At 59.2% G+C, this 23,529-nt stretch carries 17 protein-coding genes; 11 read left to right on the top strand and 6 right to left on the bottom strand.

Annotation, left to right across the window (positions count from 1 at the left end; translation table 11 throughout):
• Positions 1–42 precede the first annotated feature (42 nt).
• Positions 43–819, top strand: coding sequence for an SDR family NAD(P)-dependent oxidoreductase (locus tag PSUM_RS02540; RefSeq protein WP_083348914.1), 777 nt, complete (start codon positions 43–45; stop codon positions 817–819).
• Between the two features lie 175 nt (positions 820–994).
• Here the strand turns inward: PSUM_RS02540 and PSUM_RS02535 are convergent, their stop codons facing one another.
• The 5 genes from PSUM_RS02535 to PSUM_RS02515 form a co-directional block, all read right to left on the bottom strand.
• The gene (locus PSUM_RS02535) at positions 995–2,671 is read right to left on the bottom strand and encodes an ABC transporter ATP-binding protein (RefSeq protein WP_231989922.1); all 1,677 of its coding nucleotides are present in this window, start codon (positions 2,669–2,671) and stop codon (positions 995–997) included.
• A gap of 109 nt (positions 2,672–2,780) precedes the next feature.
• Positions 2,781–3,983 (bottom strand): serine palmitoyltransferase, encoded by a 1,203-nt coding sequence (gene spt, locus PSUM_RS02530; RefSeq protein WP_083348912.1) that lies wholly within the window; start codon positions 3,981–3,983, stop codon positions 2,781–2,783.
• The gene (locus PSUM_RS02525) at positions 3,970–4,230 is read right to left on the bottom strand and encodes an acyl carrier protein (protein ID WP_033044595.1); all 261 of its coding nucleotides are present in this window, start codon (positions 4,228–4,230) and stop codon (positions 3,970–3,972) included. The genes spt and PSUM_RS02525 overlap by 14 nt, the downstream gene beginning before the upstream one ends.
• 35 nt (positions 4,231–4,265) lie before the next feature.
• Positions 4,266–5,183, bottom strand: a complete 918-nt coding sequence (locus PSUM_RS02520) for an NAD-dependent epimerase/dehydratase family protein (protein WP_033044596.1) — start codon at positions 5,181–5,183, stop codon at positions 4,266–4,268.
• Complete coding sequence (locus tag PSUM_RS02515) at positions 5,180–6,910, bottom strand: fatty acyl-AMP ligase (RefSeq protein WP_173667169.1); 1,731 nt, start codon at positions 6,908–6,910, stop codon at positions 5,180–5,182. Before PSUM_RS02515 ends, PSUM_RS02520 begins: the two co-directional genes overlap by 4 nt.
• Before the next feature lie 976 nt (positions 6,911–7,886).
• Between PSUM_RS02515 and PSUM_RS02505 the strand changes: the two genes are divergently transcribed.
• From PSUM_RS02505 to PSUM_RS02460, 8 genes are all read left to right on the top strand, one after another.
• Complete coding sequence (locus PSUM_RS02505; RefSeq protein ID WP_020800720.1) at positions 7,887–9,065, top strand: integrase core domain-containing protein; 1,179 nt, start codon at positions 7,887–7,889, stop codon at positions 9,063–9,065.
• A 1,663-nt stretch (positions 9,066–10,728) separates the two neighbouring features.
• The gene (locus PSUM_RS02490) at positions 10,729–11,871 is read left to right on the top strand and encodes a hypothetical protein (RefSeq protein WP_020801069.1); all 1,143 of its coding nucleotides are present in this window, start codon (positions 10,729–10,731) and stop codon (positions 11,869–11,871) included.
• Positions 11,855–12,685 carry a nucleotidyltransferase family protein gene (locus PSUM_RS02485; protein ID WP_083348908.1) on the top strand — a complete coding sequence of 277 codons (831 nt, stop codon included), beginning with the start codon at positions 11,855–11,857 and terminating at the stop codon, positions 12,683–12,685. The genes PSUM_RS02490 and PSUM_RS02485 overlap by 17 nt, the downstream gene beginning before the upstream one ends.
• A gap of 18 nt (positions 12,686–12,703) precedes the next feature.
• A complete protein-coding gene (lptF, locus tag PSUM_RS02480; protein WP_225441920.1) occupies positions 12,704–13,831 on the top strand; it encodes an LPS export ABC transporter permease LptF in 1,128 nt (375 codons plus the stop codon).
• Positions 13,828–14,910, top strand: coding sequence for an LPS export ABC transporter permease LptG (gene lptG, locus PSUM_RS02475; protein ID WP_083348907.1), 1,083 nt, complete (start codon positions 13,828–13,830; stop codon positions 14,908–14,910). Before lptF ends, lptG begins: the two co-directional genes overlap by 4 nt.
• Positions 14,911–14,917: 7 nt before the next feature.
• Positions 14,918–16,174: a CDP-alcohol phosphatidyltransferase family protein gene (locus tag PSUM_RS02470; RefSeq protein WP_020801073.1), complete on the top strand. Its 1,257-nt coding sequence runs from the start codon at positions 14,918–14,920 to the stop codon at positions 16,172–16,174.
• 61 nt (positions 16,175–16,235) lie between these two features.
• On the top strand, positions 16,236–17,129 hold the full coding sequence (locus PSUM_RS02465) for a hypothetical protein (RefSeq protein WP_249030808.1): 894 nt from the start codon (positions 16,236–16,238) through the stop codon (positions 17,127–17,129).
• 128 nt (positions 17,130–17,257) lie between these two features.
• Positions 17,258–18,076: a metallophosphoesterase family protein gene (locus tag PSUM_RS02460; protein ID WP_020801075.1), complete on the top strand. Its 819-nt coding sequence runs from the start codon at positions 17,258–17,260 to the stop codon at positions 18,074–18,076.
• 32 nt (positions 18,077–18,108) lie between these two features.
• Here the strand turns inward: PSUM_RS02460 and PSUM_RS02455 are convergent, their stop codons facing one another.
• Positions 18,109–18,906: a phosphocholine cytidylyltransferase family protein gene (locus tag PSUM_RS02455; RefSeq protein WP_020801076.1), complete on the bottom strand. Its 798-nt coding sequence runs from the start codon at positions 18,904–18,906 to the stop codon at positions 18,109–18,111.
• Positions 18,907–19,117: 211 nt separating this feature from the next.
• Between PSUM_RS02455 and PSUM_RS02450 the strand changes: the two genes are divergently transcribed.
• Together PSUM_RS02450 and PSUM_RS02445 are read left to right on the top strand one after the other, a co-directional pair.
• Complete coding sequence (locus tag PSUM_RS02450) at positions 19,118–21,478, top strand: ELM1/GtrOC1 family putative glycosyltransferase (protein WP_020801077.1); 2,361 nt, start codon at positions 19,118–19,120, stop codon at positions 21,476–21,478.
• A gap of 223 nt (positions 21,479–21,701) precedes the next feature.
• Positions 21,702–23,165, top strand: coding sequence for a sensor histidine kinase (locus tag PSUM_RS02445; protein ID WP_083348906.1), 1,464 nt, complete (start codon positions 21,702–21,704; stop codon positions 23,163–23,165).
• The last annotated feature ends 364 nt before the right edge of the window (positions 23,166–23,529 follow it).

Here is a 23,529-nt window from a genome sequence, read left to right as displayed (position 1 = left end):
CCGCCATGGGCGGCCGATCCACTCCCCGACAGGAACAATGCGATGAATGAAAACCCCGGTTTTTCCCTGATTGGCAAGACGGTACTGGTCACCGGTGCCTCCAGCGGCATTGGCGCGCATCTGGCGCGCGTGGCCAGCGATGCGGGTGCGCGCGTAGTACTGGGCGCCCGGCGCGTGGAGCGCTTGCAGCAACTGGCAGACGAAATTCGCCAGACTGGCGGTGAGGCTATGGCCGTGGCCTTGGACGTTACCGATCGCGACAGCGTCGAAGCAGCGTTTGACGCCGCCCAAGCTGCGTTCGGTGTGGTGGATGTAGTGCTCAACAATGCCGGCATCGGCAACGGCCAGCGCGTGCTGGAGATCAGCGAAGCCGATTGGCGGGCGATACTGTCGACCAACCTCGACGGCGTCTGGCGCGTTGCCCAGTGTGCGGCGCAACGCCTCGCAAAGGCGCAGCGACCTGGCAGCATCGTCAACATCGCCTCGATGCTCGGGCTGCGCGTAGGCACTGGCTACAGCCACTACTGCGCGGCGAAGGCTGGCGTGGTGCAACTGAGCAAATCCCTGGCGCTGGAACTGGCGCGCTACCAGATCCGCGTGAATGCCATTGCGCCGGGTTACTTCAAGACCGAAATGAACGATGAGTATTTCGACAGCGAAAAGGGCCAGGCGTATATACGCGACACCGTACCGATGCGACGACTGGGAAGCCTGCAGGAACTGGAAGGCCCGTTTCTCCTGCTCGCGAGCGAGGCCGGCGCCTTCATGACAGGCGCGGTCCTGGCAGTGGACGGCGGCCATCTGGTCGGCAGCCTGTAAACGCTAGCTCCCGCGAATGAACGGATATCTCTGTAGGAGCGAGCATGCTCCGGGCGGCGTTCCGACGATGGAGGTCAACGATGTCGCGAGGAGCCTGACACGCCGCGGTGCTCTCAGGTTTTTCGCGAGCATGCTCGCTCCTACAGACCGGACGCCCCCTACCCCTGCGCTTTTCTCAGGCTTTCGCCTCGTCAGCCCGAGTGCCATCAGGACCGACGGCATGGTGCGTGGCCAGTACCTTGCCGTCTCGGACCTCGAGAATCTGATCCGCAATGCGGATCACGGCAGGCCTGTGCGACACTGCGATGACCGTGATGCCAGGCGTGAGATTCTTCAGCACCTGGCATATTTCGGCCTCCGACTCGGGATCGAGGGCGCTGGTGGCTTCGTCCAGGATCAGCAGCCTGGGGCGATGGGCCAGGGCACGCGCGATGACGATACGCTGCCTTTGCCCTCCTGAGAGTTTGGCCCCGCGCTCGCCGACGATCGATTGCAGTCCGCCAGGGCATTCCTGCACAAACTGCCATGCACCGGCTTGACGCAGCGCGCGCTCTGCGTCGGTGGCGTTCAAGGCCCTGTCTCCCAAGGTGACGTTCGCCAGGATGCTATCGTGCAGCAGTAGGGTTTCCTGGGTGACGTAGCCGATCATTCGGCGCCAGGCCTTCCTGTCCAAGGCATGCAAGTCACAGTCGTCGACCCTGATGCGTCCGGACTGTGGCGCGAGCAGCGCACAGATCAGGTCGAGCACGGTGGTCTTGCCGGAGCCGGAAGGACCGATCATGGTGGTGAATGAACCGACCGGGAAATTCATCGACACGTTGTCAAGAACCTGCCGCCCGCCGTAGCCAAAACTGATATTTTCAAAAGCGATATGCCGCTGCAAGGAAGGCGTGCAAGTCCCTCCGACAGGCTCGGCATCGGCAATAGCGTTGTCGATCGACTCGTTAATGGCCCAATAGGCGCTCTCTTGCGCGGCCATCCGGTGATAGCGCTGCTGTGCCTTGTGCAGCAACCCCAGCATGCGCACTACCACGAAGATCAACACCATCACCGAAGACAGCGGCATGCCGCCGATGACCAGCCCCGCGTAGAGGCCCGCGGCGGCAAGGATCGCCAGCATGGGCTCCTGCAAGGCCCGCAGCGTTTCGCGGCTCATCACTTCGCGCTCCAATGCGGTATTGAGCTCGCCGGCGTGACGACGCAGCAAGGAATCGGCGATGTCATCGCGTGCCATGGCCTTGAGCGGTTTCACCGAGCCAAGGGTGTCCGTCAGGTGCACCAGCAACTCACGCATCAGGCGGGTTTGGCTTTTCCCGACACGTCGCGATGTCTTGACCAGACCTCGCACGGCAGCCAGCAGGACGAAGCCGATCACCAGTGACAGGAGCGCGGCCTGCCACGAGACAAAAAGCGCGATCAGTGCATAGGCCGCCGCCTGGATACCCAGCGCCAGCATATTGGCCGCATGCTCATAGGCTGTTGAAGCCCGGAAGGCTTCGGTTGCCACGGCATTGGCCAGTGCTCCGGAGGGTTGGCGCAGGTAATATTCCCAGCGGCTACCCAGCAATGCCTTGATGAGGCTCACACGCAGGTCGGTTGCCACGTGTGCCACGGTATAGCCCACTTGACGGTTGCCCAACAGTATCAGCAGGTTGCTCAGCGTCATGCCCACGACAATGACCACCAGCATGTTCGCGATCGTCGGCTGCAGGCCGATCGAGTTCATTGCCCCGAAGACGTAGACCGCCAGCTTCGAATGAGGCTGGTCTTCAAGCATGGCCGATATCAAGGGCAGCATCGTGCTCAAACTGACGCTTTCAACCACCCCTGCCAGCAGCAGGCTCAGGAGCATCAGCACGGTGCGGGCCGGATAGGAGCGGCCAAAGGCAAAAATAATCCGCATGACTGTGGTTCACTATGACGTAGGTAAAGATTAGCTCACCGACAGCTCACGACACTCATCAAGCGCCCGCCGTGACCTGGCCCATCGCGCCACGCAATGAAGCGAAGGCCTCGATGATCCGGTCAATTTGTTCAGGTGTATGGGCCGCACTGACGCTGCAACGCACCAGGGTGACGGCGCCGGGGGTCGCGGGAGGAAGGACCAGATTGACATAGACGCCCCTCTCTATCAGCGCCCGCCAAACGGTCAGGCCCTCTTGAGGCGACTCCAGCATGACGGCAATCACTGGACTGGCCTGCGGTCCCAACTGGTAGCCTGACTCTGCCAAACCTTGATACAGCCGTCGGGCGTTCGACCACAGCTGATGCCGCAGCTCCGGGCGCTCCTTGATGGCCGCCAGCGCCGTCCTTACCGAGGCAATCGCCGAGGGGGCTGGTGAAGCGGTAAAAATATAAGGTCTGCTGGCGTAGCGAAGCAGGTCCATTTGCGCGTCGTGACAGGCGGCGAATCCGCCGACGGCGCCCAGACTCTTGCTGAACGTTCCCAACAGGATGTCCACCTCCGAGTCCACACCCAGCTCCTCGGCCAGGCCTCGCCCGTTGGCCCCCAGGACGCCAAAGGAATGCGCCTCGTCAACCAACAGGTAACCTCCAAGGCGGCGCTTGACCTCGACTATTTCTCTGAGCGGAGCCTGGTCGCCCAGCATGCTGTAGATCCCTTCCACCAGGATAATCGCTTCCCGCGCGCGTTCGCCGAGCCGGACCATGCGCCGCTCCAGATCAGCGACATCGTTATGGCGAAAACGGATGATCTCCGCGCCTCCCAGCTTGCAAGCGTCGTAGATGCTCGCGTGGCAGTCAGCGTCAAGCAACACGACCTCGCGCGACCCTGCCAACGTCCCGATGACAGCCAGGTTGGCGACATAGCCTGTCGAGAACACGATGACGGAACTTCGCCCCAGGAAATCAACCAGTTCCTCTTCCAGCGCGCTGTGTCCGGCGTAACTGCCGTTGGCCATGCGAGAACCGGTAGTGCCGGTGCCTTCTAGCGCCAGTGAGCGCTGCGCCGCCTTGATGCTGGCGGGGTCGAAGGTGAGTCCAAGATAATTATTGGTGCCGGCGAGAATGACCCTTTGCCCCTCAATACAGCCCTCGGTGGGGGAATACATCTCATCGATGCGAATTCCAAAAGGATGGATCTGTGTGCCACAGAGACTGGCGCGCTCAGCTGCCAGCTTGCCGAACTTGTCAAACAGTCCCATTTTTACGCTCCGTCAGGGTAAGAATGGCATGAGCCAACTGGTCGGGAGTGTGCACGTCCATCAGGATATTGAGAGGGATCGACATTTTGAGCTCGTCCTCCAATACCCACAGCATGTCCATCACCTTTATCGACTCCATCCCCAAGTCTCCGGTCAGATCGGAATTCGGTTTGATTACCATTCCAGATGGTGCAAACGGCTCGATGATCTCCATGACCTTTTCGAGTATCGCTTCTTCTGTGATCATCGTGGATCTCCTGGGGTTCAGTCGTTCTTCGCCGCTCAGTACAGATGATTGCGCAATGCTTGCCCTAACAGAATCTGCGGCTCCCAACCCAATACCGCGCTGATGCGGGCATTGCTGCAAGTCCAGTCAGGGTGCATCAGCTCATTGACTTTACCGGGGGTCAGCATGGGCGCCTGGCGGGTGAAGCGCGACAGCACCAGGTTCGCTCGTGCGATCCCCTTCAACACCTTGGCAGGCACTACCGCGTGCCGTACCGGCGCATTGCGGATATCGGTGGCGATGCTGGCCAGGCTTGCCCAGTCGTACCCTTGCGCCTGGCCATCACATAATTCAAAGGTCTGCGATTGCATGACAGGCGCATCCAACCACTGCATGACGGCACTGACCAGATCGTCGACATGCAGAAAGCTAAGCAGTGAATCGCCTTTACCGGGCGTGACCAGCCAGCCCCGCAGGAGCCACTCGAACACCGGGCGCAACTCGCGGTCGCCTGGTCCATATACGGCGGTTGGCCTGAAAATGCACACGGGTATCGTCCCGGCCGCCTCCCTGACCTGGCATTCCCCTTCGAATTTGGAAGCGGCGTACCAGGACAATGTCGGATAGCGAGCGGCAAGGGACGAGATCAGCAAAAAACGCTCGCAACTCCCACTCATCCGCGCCGCCTCCATCAAGCGCTTGCTGCCCTGCACATTGACCTCGTCGAAGTCTCGGGCATTCCTGCCCCTGACCTTCCCTGCGCAATGAATGACTGTATCTGCCCCCCTGGTGAGCTCGGCCAGGGCCTGTTCATCTTCCAGTGTTCCGCTGATCCACTTTGTTCCATCCGCTGTCATTGCGCTCCTGGAGCGAGCCAGGGCACGGACCTCCACGCCACGGGTGATGAGCCGTTCGCGTAGGACACTGCCTATGAAGCCAGTCGCGCCAGTGAGCGAAACAACGCGAGCACTCACGTCACCTCCAGCGCTGGATAAGGAAGGTCGGTGTTCGCCTGGGCCAAAAATCGTTCAAGGGCTTCGGCACGGGAAGGCTTGCCCGAGGAGGTTCGCGGCAACGAGTGAGGAGGCACAAGGTGCACGTCAGCAGTGAGACCGAACTCACTGGTGATCTTCGCCACCAGGGTACGGACCAGGCGTTCACGACCTTCTGGCTCACGGATGCGGCATTGAATCTGGACTACGACCTGGGTCTCATCATCGACGGGAACGACGAATACAATCGCATCGCCGGGCCTCAGTTCAGGTTCGGATTCCACCAGGTATTCAATATCCTGGGGCCAGATGTTGCGACCGCGCACAATCAGCAAATCCTTGCTCCGACCGGTGATATGCAGTTCACCCTGGGACAGGTAGCCCAGGTCACCGGTGTTCAGCCAGCCATCTTCCAGGACTGCCCGGGTGCTCTGTGGGTCATTGAAATAACCTGACATTACGCTGGGTCCCTGGACGAATATCTGCCCTACCTCACGCTCCGCAACCTGCTGCCCCGCAGCGTTGCGGATTTCCACGCGATGGCCGGGCAAAGGGGCGCCACAGTTGGTGAAAGCGCAGCTTGCCGGATCATCGGCGGCGCTCGCCTGCGCCCTGAGCTGATGCTCCAATACCGAGCGCGCGACATGGTCCACCTGCACCCCCACCCCGCGACGGGCGAAGCTGACGGCCAGCGTGCTTTCCGCCAGACCGTAGCAAGGCGTGAAGGCAGCTGGATCGAATCCGGTGTCGAGAAAACACTCGGCGAAACGGCTTAACAGCGATGCCCGAATCGGTTCTGCCCCGATCCCCGCCACGCGCCAGCAGGAGAGATCCAGCGGCGTTTTTTCCAGGTCCCGGACTCGCCGGGTACAAAGGTCATAGCCAAAGGGCGGCGCCACCGAGACAGTGACTCGATTCTGGCTGATAAGCTTGAGCCATTGCCCGGGCCGAGTGGCGAAATCCCGGGTGTGCAAGTAGTCGACAGTCAATTGCGCCGCCATGGGCGCCAAGACAAAACCCACCAGCCCCATGTCATGATAAAAGGGCAACCATGAGGCGCACCGATCCCCTGCGCGAACGCCAACACCGTCCACGACGATGCCTCTGATGTTGGCCATCACCGCACGCTGGGTAATGATCACGCCACGCGGGAAGCGGGTACTGCCGGACGTGTATTGCAGGTAGGCGATGTCCTCCGGCACGACCGTGGGTAACGTCTGCAACGCGGGCAATTCGCCCAATGCCTCAAGCGTCCCGACGAACACCTGCCGGGTGTCCCCCAGTGCTTCGCGGATATAGGGCAGCCATTCCTCCACCCCCAAAACGGCCGCCGGCGTGCAATTGGCGAACAACCCTTTCAACTTGTCCACATAGGAACGATGGCTTCCCAGGCTGGCAGGAACCAGCAGAGGAACGGCGATCAAGCCAGCGTACTGGCAGGCGAAAAACGACTCGATAAAGCTTGGGTGCGTATCGGCGATGAGCGCAACCCGATCGCCTTTGTTCAACTTGAGCCCAAGTAGACGCTGGGCAATCGAGACAGCATTACTTCTGAGCGTTGAGTAATCGAGCGCTGCATTCAAGCGGCAATGTCTGTCATAGAAGTTCATGCCGCCCTGGCCTGAAGCGGCATAATCGAGTGCTTCCACCAGCGTGGAAAAGTCCGCTAGACGTTGGGTGAGTGCCTGGTTTGAAAGGGTCGCAGACATAAGAAAACGCCCATCCATTTAGCCAAGTAAGGACAAGTCAAATAGCGTATTTATCACCTGCGCCAGTAAAACACGTGCCGTTCTACTGCCCTCAAAACCGATTCCATGGAGTCGTGGCCCCAAGGATATCCGGCTCAGCCTTTTCAATTATTTACAGAGCCTAACGCAATACTAATCGGCATCTGGATGAGCGCAAATTTTTTCCCGGATGAGCGACGACCGGCGAGTAATAATCGCGATGAAAGCTTCTCGTTCTCAAGCGTGATGTTTATCACAAAGTGCGCTGATTACTGTAATACAGCTCACTTAAGCGTGGGGTTGTAGATAAGAATTGGACGGGGTGTATATCCATTGCTGCGGTAACGGCGGCTTATGGTTTCGCTTTTACAGCGACTCCCTTTTTCAAACGCCGGAGTGCCGGCCCAGCAAAAAGGAAGCAAAAGGCTTTTGCCCCACCACTCGGTGCCTCGCTTGGGCTCGGCATGCCCTCTCTCCGGCATTGCTCCGTGGGTCGCCGCGATGGGCCGTCCCTGGCCCAGCGCGGCTAAACCGGCGTTCGGCCATCGTGGTTAACGGGGCGCCCGCGATCAAAAGCAAAGCGAGGCGGCCTTAAAGCCGACCTGACTTTGACAGGTGTACCTTGATCCCCTACTGGCGATTGATCGTTCCCACGCTCTGCGTGTGAATGCCGCCAGGGACGCTCCGCGTTCCACTGACAACGCATTAATTGAGCCGTGCGCAACGTTGATGCGGGGGCGTCACAAGAAGCCCTGTGTGAAATTGGTTGTCGGAGTGCATATCCATTGCCGCGGTAACGGCGGCTTATGGTTTCGCTTTTACAGCGACTCCCTTTTTCAAACGCCAAAAAGGAAGCAAAAGGCTTTGCCGGTATGACTCACCCACATAGGTAACAAAACAGTTCAAGCACATAGGTAACAGTTTTTAACTGGCACTGGTCGATTCCGAGGATCTGACCATGCCGTGGCGAGAGCTCAAACCTATGGACCTGAAAGTGATGTTCATTGCCGACTATCTGTCCGGTCGACTTAATTTCAGCCAACTTTGTGCGGCTCACAGCATCAGTCGCAAGACCGGTTACAAGTGGGTAGCCCGCTACAACGCGGACAGCATCAACGGATTGGCGGAGTGCAGTCGCAAGCGCCACTCTCAAGCTCAGGCTGTGCCGTTTGCGGTCAAAGAGGCCATTCTTGAGCTGCGCGGCCAAGGGCAAACCACGCCAGGCCCGAAAAAGATCCAGACAGCCCTGAGAGAGCGGTTTCCAGATCAGCCGCCACCCTCCAAAACCACGATCTACAACGTGCTTAAAAAAGCGGGATTGGTGGTGTCTCGGCGGTTGCGCCAACGTGTCGCCGTTTATCCCAAACCACTTCAGAAAGCCGACCTTCCTAACCAGCTCTGGAGCGCTGATTACAAAGGCCAATACCTGACAGGAGACGGTGTCTGGTGTTACCCGTTGACGGTAATGGATCACGCCAGTCGATTTTTACTGGCTTGTGAAAGCATGCCGAGCACGACTTTCAAGGACGCCAAGGCCACCTTCGAGCGGTTATTCAAGATGTATGGAATGCCTGAGCGGATCCGTACGGACAACGGAGTCCCTTTCGCCAGCGGTGGGCGTGCCGGGTTATCGCAGTTGTCTATCTGGTGGGCCCGCCTGGGCATCATTCACGAAAGGATTCAGCCGGGTCGACCCGAGCAGAATGGACGGCATGAGCGCATGCACCGCACGCTTAAGAGCACATTGCCAAGGCCGCCGGAAATTGAGTGGGGAGCCCAGCAGAAGCATTTTGACCTGTTCATGCAGCACTATAATCATGAACGTCTTCATGAGGCTTTGGGGCAGAAAACACCAGGCTCCTGCTATACAAGCTCGTCACGGGCATTTCCGAGGAAGCTGCCGGAGATGAAGTACCCAAGCCATGTTGAGGCATACCGAACGGACTCCAACGGCGTGGTGAACAAAGGAAGGCTCAGAATCTATGTCGGCTATGTCCTGAAACATCAGATAGTCGGATTGGAGAACATCAGCGAAGGGGCTTGGGACATCATCTTTGGGCCTGTTCTACTGGGACGGGTTGATGAACGAGACGCTAAGGATGGTTATCTGACGCTCAAAGTAATCAAAAATAAGTGATCAGGTGTTACCCATGTGCCTGAACTTTACTGTTACCTATGTGGTTGTTCCATTCTTGCCCCACCACTCGGTGCCTCGCTGGGGCTCGGCATGCCCTCTCTCCGGCATTGCTCCGTGGGTCGCCGCGAAGGGCCATCCATGGCCCAGCGCGGCTAAACCGGCGTCCTGCCGGTTTACCCACTGCGCAATGCCTGCGCTCGGCCAGCGTGGTTAATGGGGCGCCCAGATCAAAAACAAAAGCGAGGCGGCCTAAAAGCCGACCTGACTTTGACGGGTGTACCTCGATCCCCTGTAGGAGCGAGCATGCTCCGGGCGGCGTTCCGACGATTGATCGTTCCCACGCGCAGCAAAGGAATGCCGCCAGGGACGCTCCGCGTTCCACTGACAACGCATTAATTGAGTCGTGCGCAACGGTGATGCGGGGCGTTACAAGAAGCCCTGTGTGAAATTGGTTGCCTGCGTGCATATCCATTGCTGCGGTAACGGCCACCTAGGGTTTCGCCCTTACGGCGACTCCCTTTTTCAAACGCCGGAGTGCCGGCCCAGCAAAAAGGAAGCAAAAGGCTTTGCCCCACCACTCGGTGCCTCGCTAGGGCTCGGCATGCCCTCTCTCCGGCATTGCTCCGTGGGTCGCCGCGATGGGCCGTCCCTGGCCCAGCGCGGCTAAACCGGCGTCCTGCCGGTTTACCCACTGCGCAATGCCTGCGTTCGGCCATCGTGGTTAACGGGGCGCCCGCGATCAAAAGCAAAGCGAGGCGGCCTTAAAGCCGACCTGACTGTTACGGGTGAACCTGGATCCCCATGTAGGAGCGAGCATGCTCCGGGCGGCGTTCCGACGATGGTCGTTAACGATAACGCTGGGCAACTGTCAGCCCGCGGTGCTCTCAGGTTTTTCGCGAGCATGCTCGCTCCTACAGAAGGTATGCGTATGGCTTCCAATCAGGCCGGCCGGTCGGCCGCCTCGCTTTTGATGGTGATCTGGCTTTTGATTTTCTTGCCACATCGAGAGGCCGAGTGGAGGTTCTGCGCAGTGGGTAAACCGGCATGGATGCCGGTTTAGCCGCGCTGGGCCATGGATGGCCCATCGCGGCGGGCCCACGGAGCAGGACCGGAGCGAGGGCATGCCGAGCCTTAGCGAGGCACCGAACGCCAGGGGCAAGAGCGTTTGGTTACTTTGCGCCGGGCGGCGTTCCGCTTCTCAAAGTGACTCGCTGTAAAAGCGAAACCCTAGGTGGCCGTTACCGCAGGAACGGATATGTACACATGAAAGACAATTATCGCCTGCCAGGACGCCATCGCCGGCAAGCCTGGCTCCTACAGGTAAAAGCGAAACCCTAGGTGGTCGTTACCGCAGCAACGGATATGTACACCTGAAAGACAATTATCGTCTGCCAGCACGCCTTCGCCGGCAAGCCTGGCTCCAACAGTAAAAGCGAAACCCTAAGTAGGCGTTACCGCAACAACGGATATACACCCAATCCAAACATGCACCTGCAACCCCCAAACCTAAAGTGAACAGCATTACACGGATTACCGAGCTTTTACTGGATCACTGGCACCCTTGTTTTCTGCACGTACGCCCTACGCCAATACTTCAGCTACGCTCTCTGAGGTACTAAGAAAGGGATACGAGTTCAACTGCTTCGGACTTTTGTGGCCAACGATGATCAATAAGAAGTTGCCAATCATTACGCGACCCGTCCTCACAAGCCTGGACCTCAAGACATTCATCAGTTTCCCCGGCACCCTGTATCGCAACGATCCTTGCTGGATCGAACCGATTCATTACGAGCGCCATGAACTCCTTTCGCAAAAGAATCCAGCCTCCCCTCACCTGACGTGGCAGGCGTGGCTGGCCTGGTCGGGAACTGAAGTGGTGGGGCGGATCACCGCACAGATCGACAGCCTTCACCGGCAATTACACGGCCATGATTCAGGGCACTTCGGAATGCTGGAAGCCGTGGACGATCCCGCTGTATTCGACAGCCTGTTCGCAGCGGCAGAAGCCTGGCTGCGCGAACATGGCGCTGCACGCATCACGGGCCCCTTCAACCTGACCATCAACCAGGAAAGCGGCTTGCTGGTAGAGGGATTCGATCATCCCCCTTCCGCCATGATGGGCCACGGACAGCGTTTTTATGACCAAAGGCTCGCCGCCCTTGGCTACCGGCAAGCCAAGGATTTGCTCGCCTACTGGATGCGCACCGATCAATTGCATTTCCCGCCAGCGTTGTCTGCGATGATGGCGCGCGAGCGAAAGCGCGTGGTGATCAGGCCGCTGGACCCGCGTCAGTTCCGGCGGGACATGCGCATCCTGCGGGAAATCTTCAATGACGCCTGGAGCCGCAACTGGGGTTTCGTCCCCTTCACCGAATCCGAATTCTACGAGCTTGGCAGCCAATTGAGGCTGCTGGTCCCCAAGGACTTGCTGTACATCGCCGAAGTCGATGGCGAGCCCTGCGCGTTTATCGTGGCCATGCCTAACATCAACGAGGCGATCGCCTCGCTCGACGGGCGCTTGCTGCCCTTTGGCTGGATACGCCTGCTGTGGCGGCTTTACGTCAAAGGCGCGCGGACTGCACGCGTGCCCCTGATGGGCGTCAAGCAGGCTTACCAGTTCAGCCGATTGGGGCCTGCACTCGCCCTGCTGTTGATCGAAGCGCTCAAGCCGCCCTTCGTCAAGCGCGGCATAGAAGCCCTGGAAATGTCGTGGATCCTGGAATCGAATGCGGTGATGCGCAAGATTCTCGAACAAATCGGCGCCACCGCCTACAAGCGCTACCGGATCTATGAAAAGCACATTTGAGGTCAGGCCGTTCACCGCGCTGGTCCTGGCTGCTGACCGGGGGCCGGCCGACCCCGTTGCTGCCGTGGCCGGGACTTGCTGCAAGGCATTGGCGCCGGTGGCCGGGGTTCCCATGGTTCGTCGAGTCGTCGAGGCGCTGGCGGCCAGTGACCGGATCGACCGGATCGTACTCGTGGGGCCTGCGCGAAATTTAATGGCGCAAGATGCCTCATTGGCGCAACTGCTGGACTGCGCCAGCGTCAGTTGGCTGGAACCTGCCAACTCCCCCAGCGCCAGCGCGGCGCTGGCGCTGGCGCGTCAACCCGCAGACAGTCCCGTGTTGGTGACCACGGCGGATCATGCGCTGCTCAGTCCGCAGATCGTCGACTATTTCCTTGCGCAGGCGACTTCAGGCGACCATGACTTTGTGGTGGCGGTAACGCCGCTGGACACGGTGCTGGCGGGTTTTCCAGGAACCCGGCGCACCAGCATCCGGCTTCGCGGCGGTCCTTATTGCGGCAGCAACCTGTTCGCCTTCATGACCGAGGACGCGCGACGTCTCGCCAGCTACTGGCAACGGGTCGAACACGATCGCAAGCATCCCAGGCGGGTGATCGCCGGCGCTCTGGGCGTCGAGGGAGTACTGCGATATTTGTTGGGTCGATTGACCCTGGAACAAGCGCTGCAACAGCTTTCCAACCGGTTGGGGGTGAGTCTCGGGGCGGTGGTCATGCCCTTCCCGGAGGCCGCTATCGATGTCGATTCGCCGCTGGATTATCAAATGGTGGAGAGAATTCATGCCCAGAGAAATCAATCGATACCGAGCGATACCTGATGGATCCTGGCGGCAGGAATGCTCAATCGCCCCAGCGCGGCATGGGCAAGGCGACCGGCCGGGATCCAGGGCATGTTCCTGATCGAACGCTACGTGATCGCCGAGATCCGGCGGCCGGTGATCGTGATGGTCAGCATCCTGGTGTTCATCTTTGCCAGTTATTCGGTAGAGCGGTATCTCGCTGACGCCGTCGAGGGCACTCTCGCCTTGCAAGCGGTACTGGAGATGGTGTTCTACAAGGTACTGATTGCCCTCGAAATGCTAGTGCCGGTGGCGTTGTATGCCTCGGTGACCCTGGCGGTGGGACGTCTTTGCCATGATTCTGAAATCATTGCGATAGCCGCTTCGGGTGCAAGCCCGCTGCGGATCTATCGGGCCGTCCTGTTGCTGGCCATTCCGATCTCGCTGGCGGTGGCCATGCTTTCGCTCTACGGGCGCCCCTGGGCTTATACGCAGGCCTATGTGCTGGAACAGCAATCGCGAACAGACCTGGACGTCAATCATCTGCAGGCACAACGGTTCAACCTGAACAATGAAAACGGCAGGATGATCCTGGCAGAACGCATTGACCGGACTGATGGCCGGCTCCACGATGTGCTGATCTATGACCCGGGTGACTCGAAAACCCGTGTATTTCGCGCCAGGCAGGCGAGGATCCTGGATCCGAACCCAGACGATCCGATCGTGGAGTTGACGCAAGGCCATTCCTATTTGCTCAAGCACAGTGCTTCTCGGGACATTTCGGAAAAATTCGAGCATATGCGACTGCACTTGCTACCCATCGAACGGGCCGCCGAGGGTAAGCGCAAGGCCGCCCCCAACGAAGTGCTGAAGGCTTCCAGCGCGCCCTCGGACAAAGCTGAATTGCAATGGCGCCAGACGCGGGGTGTAAGCGCCATGGTCCTTGCATTGCTCGCCATTCCGTTAAGCCGTACCCGGCCCAGGCAGGGACGGTTTGCGACCCTGCTGCCCGTGACCGCCGTCTTCGCGGTGATCTACTACGCAGCGGACATCTGCAAGACGATGGTGGGCAACAGTACCCTGCCCTTGTATCCGGGCTTGTGGACAGTGCCGCTGCTGATGAGCCTGGCCCTGCTGGTTTTCCTGGCGCGCGACCTGGCAAACTTTCGGTTCGGCTACCGATGAAAGTCCTCGATCGCTACATAACTCGCCATGTGTTCTTCGGTTTTGCGGCCGCGGCAGCGCTGCTGCTACCGTTGTTCACCACCCTTGATCTGGTGGGTGAATTAGACGACGTGGCGCCCGGCGGGTATCGGTTGAGCCAGGCCATTGAAGTCGTGTTCCTGACGTTGCCGCGCCGTGTCGTCGAGCTTGGCCCCTTTATCGCCCTGCTGGGTGGCATTGCCGCGCTGGGGCAATTGTCAGCCACCCGGGAACTGACGGTCATGCGCGCCACCGGGCTGTCGATTGCCCGGATCGGGTTCACGGCGACAGTGGCCGGTCTCGCGCTAGCGCTGTCATGGGCGGCGCTGGATGAGTGGGTGGCCTCTCCCCTGCAGCAAAATGGCCTGGAGCTGCGCAACGAAGCCATCGCCGCCGGTGCGCAGGCGAGCAACGATCAAGGCAGTGTCTGGGCTCGACAGGACGATCAGATCGTCCGTATTGGCAATCTTGCGCACAAACGGTTGCCGGTCAATATTGAGATTTTCAGGTTCGATAACGACCGCTCACTGGTTTCCTACATCTTTGCCGAGACGGCGGACATATTGGACGCAGGCCAGTGGCGTTTGAACAATGTCCAGGTGAAACAGTGGGACCAGGACGCTGAATCGACGCAACAACTCGACCAAATGCCCTGGCGTTCGATTTTTGGCAGTGCGCGATTGGGCGACATTACGCTGCCGACCGAAAGCCTGTCTGCCCGCCAGCTCTACCGTTACATCGCGTACCTCAAAGGCTCGGGCCAGCCCTCGGCACAATATGAAATGGCGATGTGGCAAAAGCTCGGGCGCCCGATCCTGACCCTGGCGATGATCCTGTTCGCCATCCCGTTTGCCTTCGCACAACCGCGCTCGCCCAACCTGGGTGCACGGCTGGCTTTGGGTGCGCTAGTCGGGTTAATGGTCTATGTAAGTAATCAGATCATCGTAAACCTCGGTCTACTGCTAAAAATGAACATCCTGGTCACTACTTTGGGGCCGGCCCTGGTCTTGCTCGCAGTGGCTATTGTGATCGTGGCGTATCTGGACCGGGGCAGTCGTTGAAACCGTCATGCTGTTCAATGGACAGGGCGTTGGCGCCCGCTCCTTCAATCAATGTGATTCGGCGCAGGCGCAACCAACCATGAAGACTCCCGTATACCTGATCTGCAGCTGCCCGGTGCGGCTGTGGGGACTGACCTCCAGGGAGCGAGTGGGCCGTATGCTCGCAAAGTTTCCCAACGCCCATCTGTGCAATGCGAACGATCCGTTGCCGGCACAAGGCGAGGTGGTCCTGCTGCGCGAGGATTACCTTTACGACGACCGCGTGCTCCAGGGGCTGCTGGCAACGCCTGAGATCGCGCTACAGGACCCGCGCACCGGCACCATTGTCGCCGCCCACGCCAGTGTCGAGCGGCTCGCCCACTTGCCCAGCCTGGACACTGACGCCGTCGCCGGATTACGCAAAGTGGTTCCCGGCACCGTGGCCACCGCGATGCAGACGCAACTGCGCAAATTCGATCCTCCCTGGGTCGCGCAAATCACCGCCGCCAACCAGGCGCATCTTGAGAAGTCTCTGTTCAACGGCTCCTACAAGGGCGTCACCGATTTCATCACCCGGGCGATCTGGCCTGTCCCTGCTCGCTGGGCCACCGTCTGGTGCGTGCGGCTGGGGCTCAGTCCCAACCAGGTCACGGCAGCAAGCTATGTCCTGGCCATCGCCGCAGGCTTTCTGTTCTGGCATGGATTATTTGGCGCGGGCCTGCTGGCCGGCTGGTTGATGACGTTCCTGGATACGGTGGATGGCAAGCTGGCACGCGTCACCGTGACCTCCACGCGCTTCGGAAACCTTTTCGACCATGGCCTGGACCTGATTCACCCGCCGCTCTGGTACATCGCCTGGGGAGTGGGCTACGAGGCGACCTGGGACTCGGCCATACCCCTCGAGCCTGTGCTCTGGGCCATTTGCCTGGGCTATATCGCAGGCAGGGTTTGCGAAGGTGCGTTCAAGCTGGCCGCGCCTTTTTCGCTGTTTCTCTGGCGCCCCTTCGACTCACTCAACCGGCTGATCACCGCGCGGCGCAACCCCAACTTGCTCATACTGACCAGCTTATGGGCGTTCGATGCCCATGACACGGCGTTGATCTGGGTGGCCGTCTGGACCTGCGTCTCGACGCTGATCCTGGGGGTGCGCACGATGTCCGCCCTTGTCTTGAAGCACCGAGGCCAGCCGCCGCAGCCCTGGCTCAGTCGAATCGACATGAGCGCTGAACGCGACCGCTTGATCGTGCGGATGTTCGCGCCCCGCTCGGGCCTCAATGATGCATGAAGCCTGCCCGCCGCCCCCTGCGAAGCTGCTTGAACAGGTCAGGGAGCAGTGCACGCAGCCGATGCCCGAAGAGGTGCAGGCAATTGTCCAGGCATTGCACACACGCTTGGGCGATGCATTGGTGGCGCTGCTGGTCTACGGTTCATGCCTGCGCAACGGCGATCTCACCGATGGCATGGTCGATGTGTATGCGCTGGTCGATAGTTACGCTCACGCTCATCACACGCGCTTGCAGCAGCTTGCCAATGCCTGGCTGCCACCCACGGTGATCCTCGTCAGGGCTGTGGCGGCCGATGGGCAAATACTCCATGCCAAATGCGCCATCCTGTCGCTGCAGGACTTCGAGGCGGGTACCGGTTCGTGGTTTCAAAGCTACCTCTGGGCCCGCTTCGCCCAGCCCTGCCGGCTGGTTTATTGCAAGGACGAGTTAACGCGCAAGCGTATCCATTTCGCCCTGGCTCAAGCCGTGATGACCCTGATGGGTCGCTGTGTCGCCACTCTGCCGGATCGATTCGACAGTTTCACCCTGTGGGAGAGATCATTGTCGCTGACCTACCGGACCGAGCTGCGTCCCGAGTCAGCTGATCGCCCCAGGCAGCTCGTCAGGCATGACATGGACTATTATTCGCGCATCACCCGGGCAGCCGCGCCTGCGGTGACGCAAATGGCGGCCTGTGCGGGCGCAGAAGACAGTTATCGCAACCTTTGCCCGATGGCCACGCGTCGAGGTAATGAACGTCTGTGGAAATGGCGGCGGGTCCAGGGAAGAACCTTGAACGTGGCGCGGCTGGTCAAATCCTTTTTCACCTTCGAAAACGGTGTCGACTACCTCATATGGAAGCTGGAACGCCACTTGGGTGAGCCTGTCGTCGTGACCCATCGCTTGCGTCGTTTTCCACTGCTCTTCGGCTGGCCATTGCTCTGGCGCCTGCTCAAAAGCCGCCGGCTTCGCTGAAGAAGTTGCTGCTCGCAATGCGAACGATGGAGGCGCCCCATGAACGTGGAAAAGAACGTGGTCAGTGGCACCAACGGACGACAAATCAAGCGCCAAGCCCTGTCGGGTATAGAGGATGTCCAGCAACGATGACCCGTCTCCTGCATATTTCCGATACCCATTTCGGCACCGAACAGCTCCCCGTCATGCAAGCCTTTGAAACGCACGTCCAGGCCCACGGCGCCGACCTGGTCCTTTTCTCCGGCGACATCACACAGCGCGCCCGGCGCGGGCAGTTCGCCTCGGCGCAAGCATTCATCAACCGCATCAAGGGCTATGGAATACCGCAAGTCCTGACGATCCCCGGCAACCACGATATCCCCATGTTCAACCTGTTCGCGCGCCTGTTTTCACCCTACGGGAATTATTACAAGTACATCGACAGCAACCTCGCACCCGTTTTCGAGAATGACGATGCCTTGATCATTTGCTTGAACACAACCCACCCGGCACGCCGAAAAGATGGCAAGGTCACTGCCCGGCAAGTCGAGGAAGTGGCTGAACGGCTACAGAAATGCGATCCGCAAAAATTGCGCATCGTCGTCGCTCATCAGCCGTTCGGCGCAATCGTCGCCAGCGACCAACGCAATCTGCAGATCGGTGCAAGGGCTGCACTGGAACGCTGGGCCTCGTCCGGGCTCGACTTGGTGATGGGGGGGCACATCCATCTTCCCTATGTGCTGGCACTCAGCACGCAATACGGCGCATTGTCCAAGGAAATCTGGGGGGTGCAGGCGGGAACGACCCTCTCGTCACGTTTACGTGGCAATGCCCCCAATTCGTTCAATCGAATCCATCTGGACAAACGAACAAGGCGCGTCACCGTCGAACGCTGGGAATATTCTGCCTTGCGCGACACCTTTGAGCCCAGCATCGAGTCTCATTGTGACTGCCCGCCTGGTCGATAGACGAGCTTGAAACCCCAACCTCAGGAGCAGCCCTACTCTCCCTCCGCGAGGGTAATTGCCGTCCCTTGCTTGCGGCATACCCAGGGCCTGACCAGTGCCTGTGCAGCCCTGAGATCGGCAGGAAAGTCCAGCTCAGCCCAGCCCAATCCTTCGATGGATTGCGCGAACACTTGCCCGGTAGTCCCTGCGAGGTGATCGATGATGCTCAAGTACCACCTTTGCAGGGCTTCAGGACGTCGCATGCTGTCTTCCAGCGCACTACGAAACAGTGGTCCTCCACCGGCCTGAAAATGCATCATGCCGATAGACTCCCCGTCGACATGATCGAGCGGAATCAGTTTACCGATGGCGCTGATTCGATCACCGATCAGTTGGACTTTCATATCGTCGCTGTCGTACGCCAGTTTCTTGTCGACCGCGAGCGTAATCGCCCTGGCAGGTGCATCAAGCAATCGCTCCAGGACTGGGTGGTCGAATAACGTATCGCCATTGAGCAGGATGAAATCGTCATGCATGATCTGGCGAGCCATCCAGCAACTGGCCAGGTTATCGGCAACTTCAAAGAACGGGTTGTAGATCGTGGAAATGACGCCAGGCCCGTAACGTTCGTTCAGCACCCGTTCGACCTGCTCTGCTCCATAGCCGATGACCGCGGTGATCCGGCTTATCCCGGCGGCCATCAGAGCATCGATCTGCCACTCTATGACCCGCTGCCCACCGACCTCGATCAGGCACTTGGGGGTGTTCGTCGTATAGGGAAGAAGCCGTCGTCCTTGGCCGGCGCTCAACAAGATTGCAGCTGTACGGGTGCGTTGTTCGAATAGACCCATTTCTCCCGGGCTCCCATTTAAGGATTTGAACGAGCAGGACCCTGCGATCATTTAAAGACTTGGTTGGAAGACTAGAACAATCCATTCGCTGAGTTAAACCTTTCGACACCCGCCCATCGCCTCGATTCAAAAAAACACCGCACGCAAACTTTATCCTCGACTTGCGTATTTCGCTCTATGCTGTGGAGATTAATGTTCCGAGGAAACGCCCATGCGCCTGGAGGGTTCAGCACAGTCGTCCTCAAGCATCGGTACCTATGACCCCGCTACCCCAGGGGACATTGGGGAACACATCGCGATACCGCGCATCGAGCCGATCGTCTTGGCAGCCCGAGCCGGGGCACCGCAGGCACCTGCCGTGCGCATATTCCTGGGTACCGAACCTGCCCAATATCGCGCTGAGCGCATGTTTGTCTATGCGCTGGAACAGGTGCGCAACCCGGACCGCCGTTATGAGGTCTACCGCATGACGGGCCTGCCCGGCTTCAACCAGGCGGGCTGGCGCACCGGCTTTACCAATTACCGCTTCGCTATCCCGGACCTGGCGGGGCGCCACGGTCGCGCGCTGTACAACGACGTCGATCAACTCTACACCGCCGACCCGGCCGAGCTGTTCGACCAACCGATGGGCGAGCACGGCTATCTGGCGCTCGCGCCCAGGGAAACGGCCGTCATGCTCATCGACTGCGAACGGATGCGCTGCTGCTGGAACATGCAAGCAGCCACCACGACCAGCAAAAAAAAGCTGCATGCGCTCGCCTCCGAGATACCGGGCTGCTTCGGCGTTCTGGATGCCATCTGGCATGCTCGGGACTTGGAATACAAACACGGCGAGTCCCGGTTGCTGCATTACACGACGCTGCATCTACAGCCCTGGAGACCTCTGCCGGCGCAATACAGCTATCAGATTCATCCCTACGCGGAAATTTTTCTCAGCCTTGAGGAAGCGGCGGACGCCAGTGGGTATGAGCTCTACACGGCAGCACAGCCCAGTCCGCGATTCGTCCACTGCAGTCGGGAAGCCACCACTCTACCGGCGCTTATCCCGCAAGATGCCAGGCTGCTCAGTCGCAAGCTGCAGTGTACGAATCTCGGATTGATCGGGCGCTGGCAACCCACGGAGGCGCACGGCCCAACGGTCAGGCAATTGGATATCGAGCAGCTTCGCCAGGTCGATTTACCTCCCCAGGATTTCATCGCGGCCCAGGGTCTTGAAAAGCTGCCGCCGGAAGACTTGCCCTGGGTCATGGATCGCCTGTTCAACCAGGCTTCCCGATTGCTTTATATTCACGCAAGGCTCAGCGGTGATGGTTCGATGACCAGCTCTGTCAGCGGCTGGCGACGACTGCTGCGGCGCATCGCGCGGCGCTATCCGGATCGTTGCTGGCAGCTTGATTGCGTGGACGAAAAAGGCCACACGCAACGCTTCGTCGCGGACTATGCATTACGGCGCAAAGCGGCCGAAAACCCCAAGGTCTGGGTGCTACTGAGTCAACATGCCGGCGACAATGCACAGCTGATAGCCATGGCCGACGCACTGGGTTGGCCCTACGAATGCAAACAGATCACCACACCCCCACGCCCTTATCTGCTCGACGCCCTGTTGGGCACCCGGTTGCCCATACGGGCAGTCCCGGGCCTGAGCGCGCCCTGGCCAGACCTGGTATTGAGCGCAGGACGGCGCTGCGCCCAGGTTGCCCAATGGATCAAGCATCGCTCCAAGGGCACGGCAAAACTGGCCCATGTGGGACGTGCCCAGCTCCCGTTGTGGCGCTTCGACCTGGTCTTGTCGACCCCGCAATATGGGCTTGCCCTGGCAGACAACGTAGTGGACCTCCCTGCCCCGTACATGAATCCGCGTACGCTGGATCAGGCGCAACTGGAGCGATGGCGACAGCGCTTCACTTCGCTGCCTCGCCCCTGGATCGCCGTCCTCGTGGGAGCCAGTGCCGCACCTTATTGCATGGACACGGAATCAGAAGTTCGACTTGGCCGTGAAGCCAATGCCGCGGTCAAGGCCCTGGGTGGCTCGATCCTGTTATCGACCAGCCCGCGCTCATCGGCGACAACCACCGACGCGTTGCTGTCTGCCATTGACGTTCCATGCTGGGCGTATCGATTCGGTGAGACGCAAGACAATCCCTACCCTGCATTTCTCGCCCTGGCGGATGGATTTATCGTCACCGGCGACAGCCTTTCAATGCTCACAGAGGCTTGCATGACCGGGCGTCCGGTAGCGGTATTTCCGCTGCCCATCCAACGCAAGGGCAAGGCCCGGCTTCGCCACTCACTGGAGCAACGACTGGGGGTCATCGACCGGACAACGGGGGTACGTGGCACGCCCAAGCAGCAGGAGGGCTTCAGCAGGTTCTATTTCAAGCTCGTGTCGGGCGGATTGATCAGGCGCGAACGACAATTCGAACAGGCGCACATCGCGCTTGGCGTCATGCCCCTGCCACAAGGGCTTTTGCAAGCGCCTTTGGTTTCCCCGCAATTGCTCGCCAGCGCACGCGAACGCGCCATTAACGCCATTCGCGGGTTGATATCCGGCGAACGCCCGTCAAGTGATTGATCAGCCCCCGCCAATAGCGCAACCGCTATTACTCGCCCCGGGGAACCTACCCCCATATATGGGGGGGGTAATACCCGCTTCGCACCGGCGTTCTTCCTGGAGAAATGGCTGAAAGATGCACCGCCCAAGCGCAGCGTTGCATTGGCATGGATGCTGCTATTCACCCAAGGCTTGCTTGAGAGGTTGAAGCTGCTGAAAAGCAGCATACCCAGGAGTACTCCCTATGCCTGCAATCGACGTGCTGTATAAACGCTTTCTCCCTGGAACCGTTGACGCGATTGCACCCACTCAACAATTCAATCTCCTGCGCTGGTTTTCGATCGTCAGTTTCGTACTGATCAGCGTGATCGCTTTCGGGGTGGGTTCGTGGTCGACAAGATTTTTGGTCGCCGAAAGCCTTGAACGCGATGCGCTGATAACAGCGCAGTTCATCCAGACCATTGCCAAAGGTGAGATACGTCACCACGGGCTGGCGGGTAGACAGATCGGGGAGGTGCTCACCTACGCTCGACACCAGGCGATACCAGAAGAAAAGAAACAAAGCGCACAGCCCGCCAGCTTCGAGTTCCTGGACTATCTTGCGCATCTTCCGAACTCGCTCTTGATCAATATCTATTCCCCAAATCGAACAGTGGTCTGGTCAACCAACCAGAAGCTGGTTGGCCGAGCATTTTTGAATGACGAGCTTGAACAGGCATTCAGTTCCAAAGAACGGATATCCACCAAATACAGCAATGTCGCTGCGGACCGCAGTGAACAAAAATTCCTGTACCCCCCGAAAAAGTTCTTCATCGAAAGCTACATCCCTCTGGTCGATGACCGGGGAAATATTCTGGCGGTGGTTGAAATCTACAGGGAGCCCATCGACCTGATTGAACGCCTGAACCACGGTCACTGGATCATCTGGTTGTCCACCATGGGTGGCCTGCTTGTTTACTTCGGGATTTACTGGATTGCCCGACGAACATCGATCCAGTTGGCCTCGCAAGAGGCTCAAGTCGTTGCCAACAAGACCTACGTTGGCTTGGGCGAAATGTCCACTGCCGTCGCCCATAGCCTGCGTAATCCTCTGGCCTGCATCCGCTCAAGTGCGGAATTGGCAAATGACATTCAGGGCCAGCCTGCAAAGAAGCAGCTCGACGATATTATTAGTCAGGTGGAGCGGATGTCGCGATGGGTGCAGGAATTGCTCCTGTGCCTGGGTCCGATCCGCGGGGAGGCGCAACGGGTGGATCCGATGGAGATGATACAACTCACACTCAACAGTTTCAGCGCACAACTGAGTCAATCGAAAATCCAGGTCGAGTTCAAAAATGAACCCACGCCCTGGGTAATCAGCAATCCACTGCTGCTCTCGCAGATTTTAGGCAGCGTCATTGCCAATGCCATGGAAGCGATGCCGACGGCAGGAAAACTGAGCATCGTGGCTCGCCTGGATGATGTCCATCAATGGCTGCACCTGACCATTGGCGACACCGGAGGTGGATCTTCCCGGCAACAGCAAATGATGGCCTTCAAATCGTTCTACACCACCCGACAAGGTAGGCTGGGTATCGGATTTATCATGGTGAAGCAGATCATGGAAAGCTTTGGCGGCGATGCGAGCCTGATAATCGATGAAAAACAGGGCACCTGCGTGCACTTGAGTTTCAGGGTCCAGGACAGGAGAACCCACGCACCGCGCTAATCCTTGGCGGGTGCACGCTGCAATACGAACAGGATGAACAGGACGATCGCCGAACTGAAGACCAGGCGCGAGCCGAAATGGTCAGCCAACCAGCCACTGATATAGGGCAAGAAAATCAAAAGCCAAAGCAAAAGCAAGGCGGCCTTAAAGTCGAACTGAGTGCAGGTCTGTCGCCGATCCCCTGTGGGAGCGAGCCTGCTCGCGATGGACGTCAACGATAACGCGCCCTTTCTGGATGAACGCGTTGTCTGGACATTTTTCGCGAGCAGGCTCGCTCCCACAGTGGATTGCGGATATCTGAAAAAGTCAGGTCGGTTTTAAGGCCGCCTCGCTTTGGCGTTAGATTTGGGCGCATGCCGAGCCT

The sequence above is a fragment of the Pseudomonas umsongensis genome (genome assembly GCF_002236105.1).
In the GTDB taxonomy this organism is placed as follows: Bacteria; Pseudomonadota; Gammaproteobacteria; order Pseudomonadales; family Pseudomonadaceae; genus Aquipseudomonas; species Aquipseudomonas umsongensis.
This window is presented reverse-complemented; position numbering and strand designations above follow the sequence as displayed.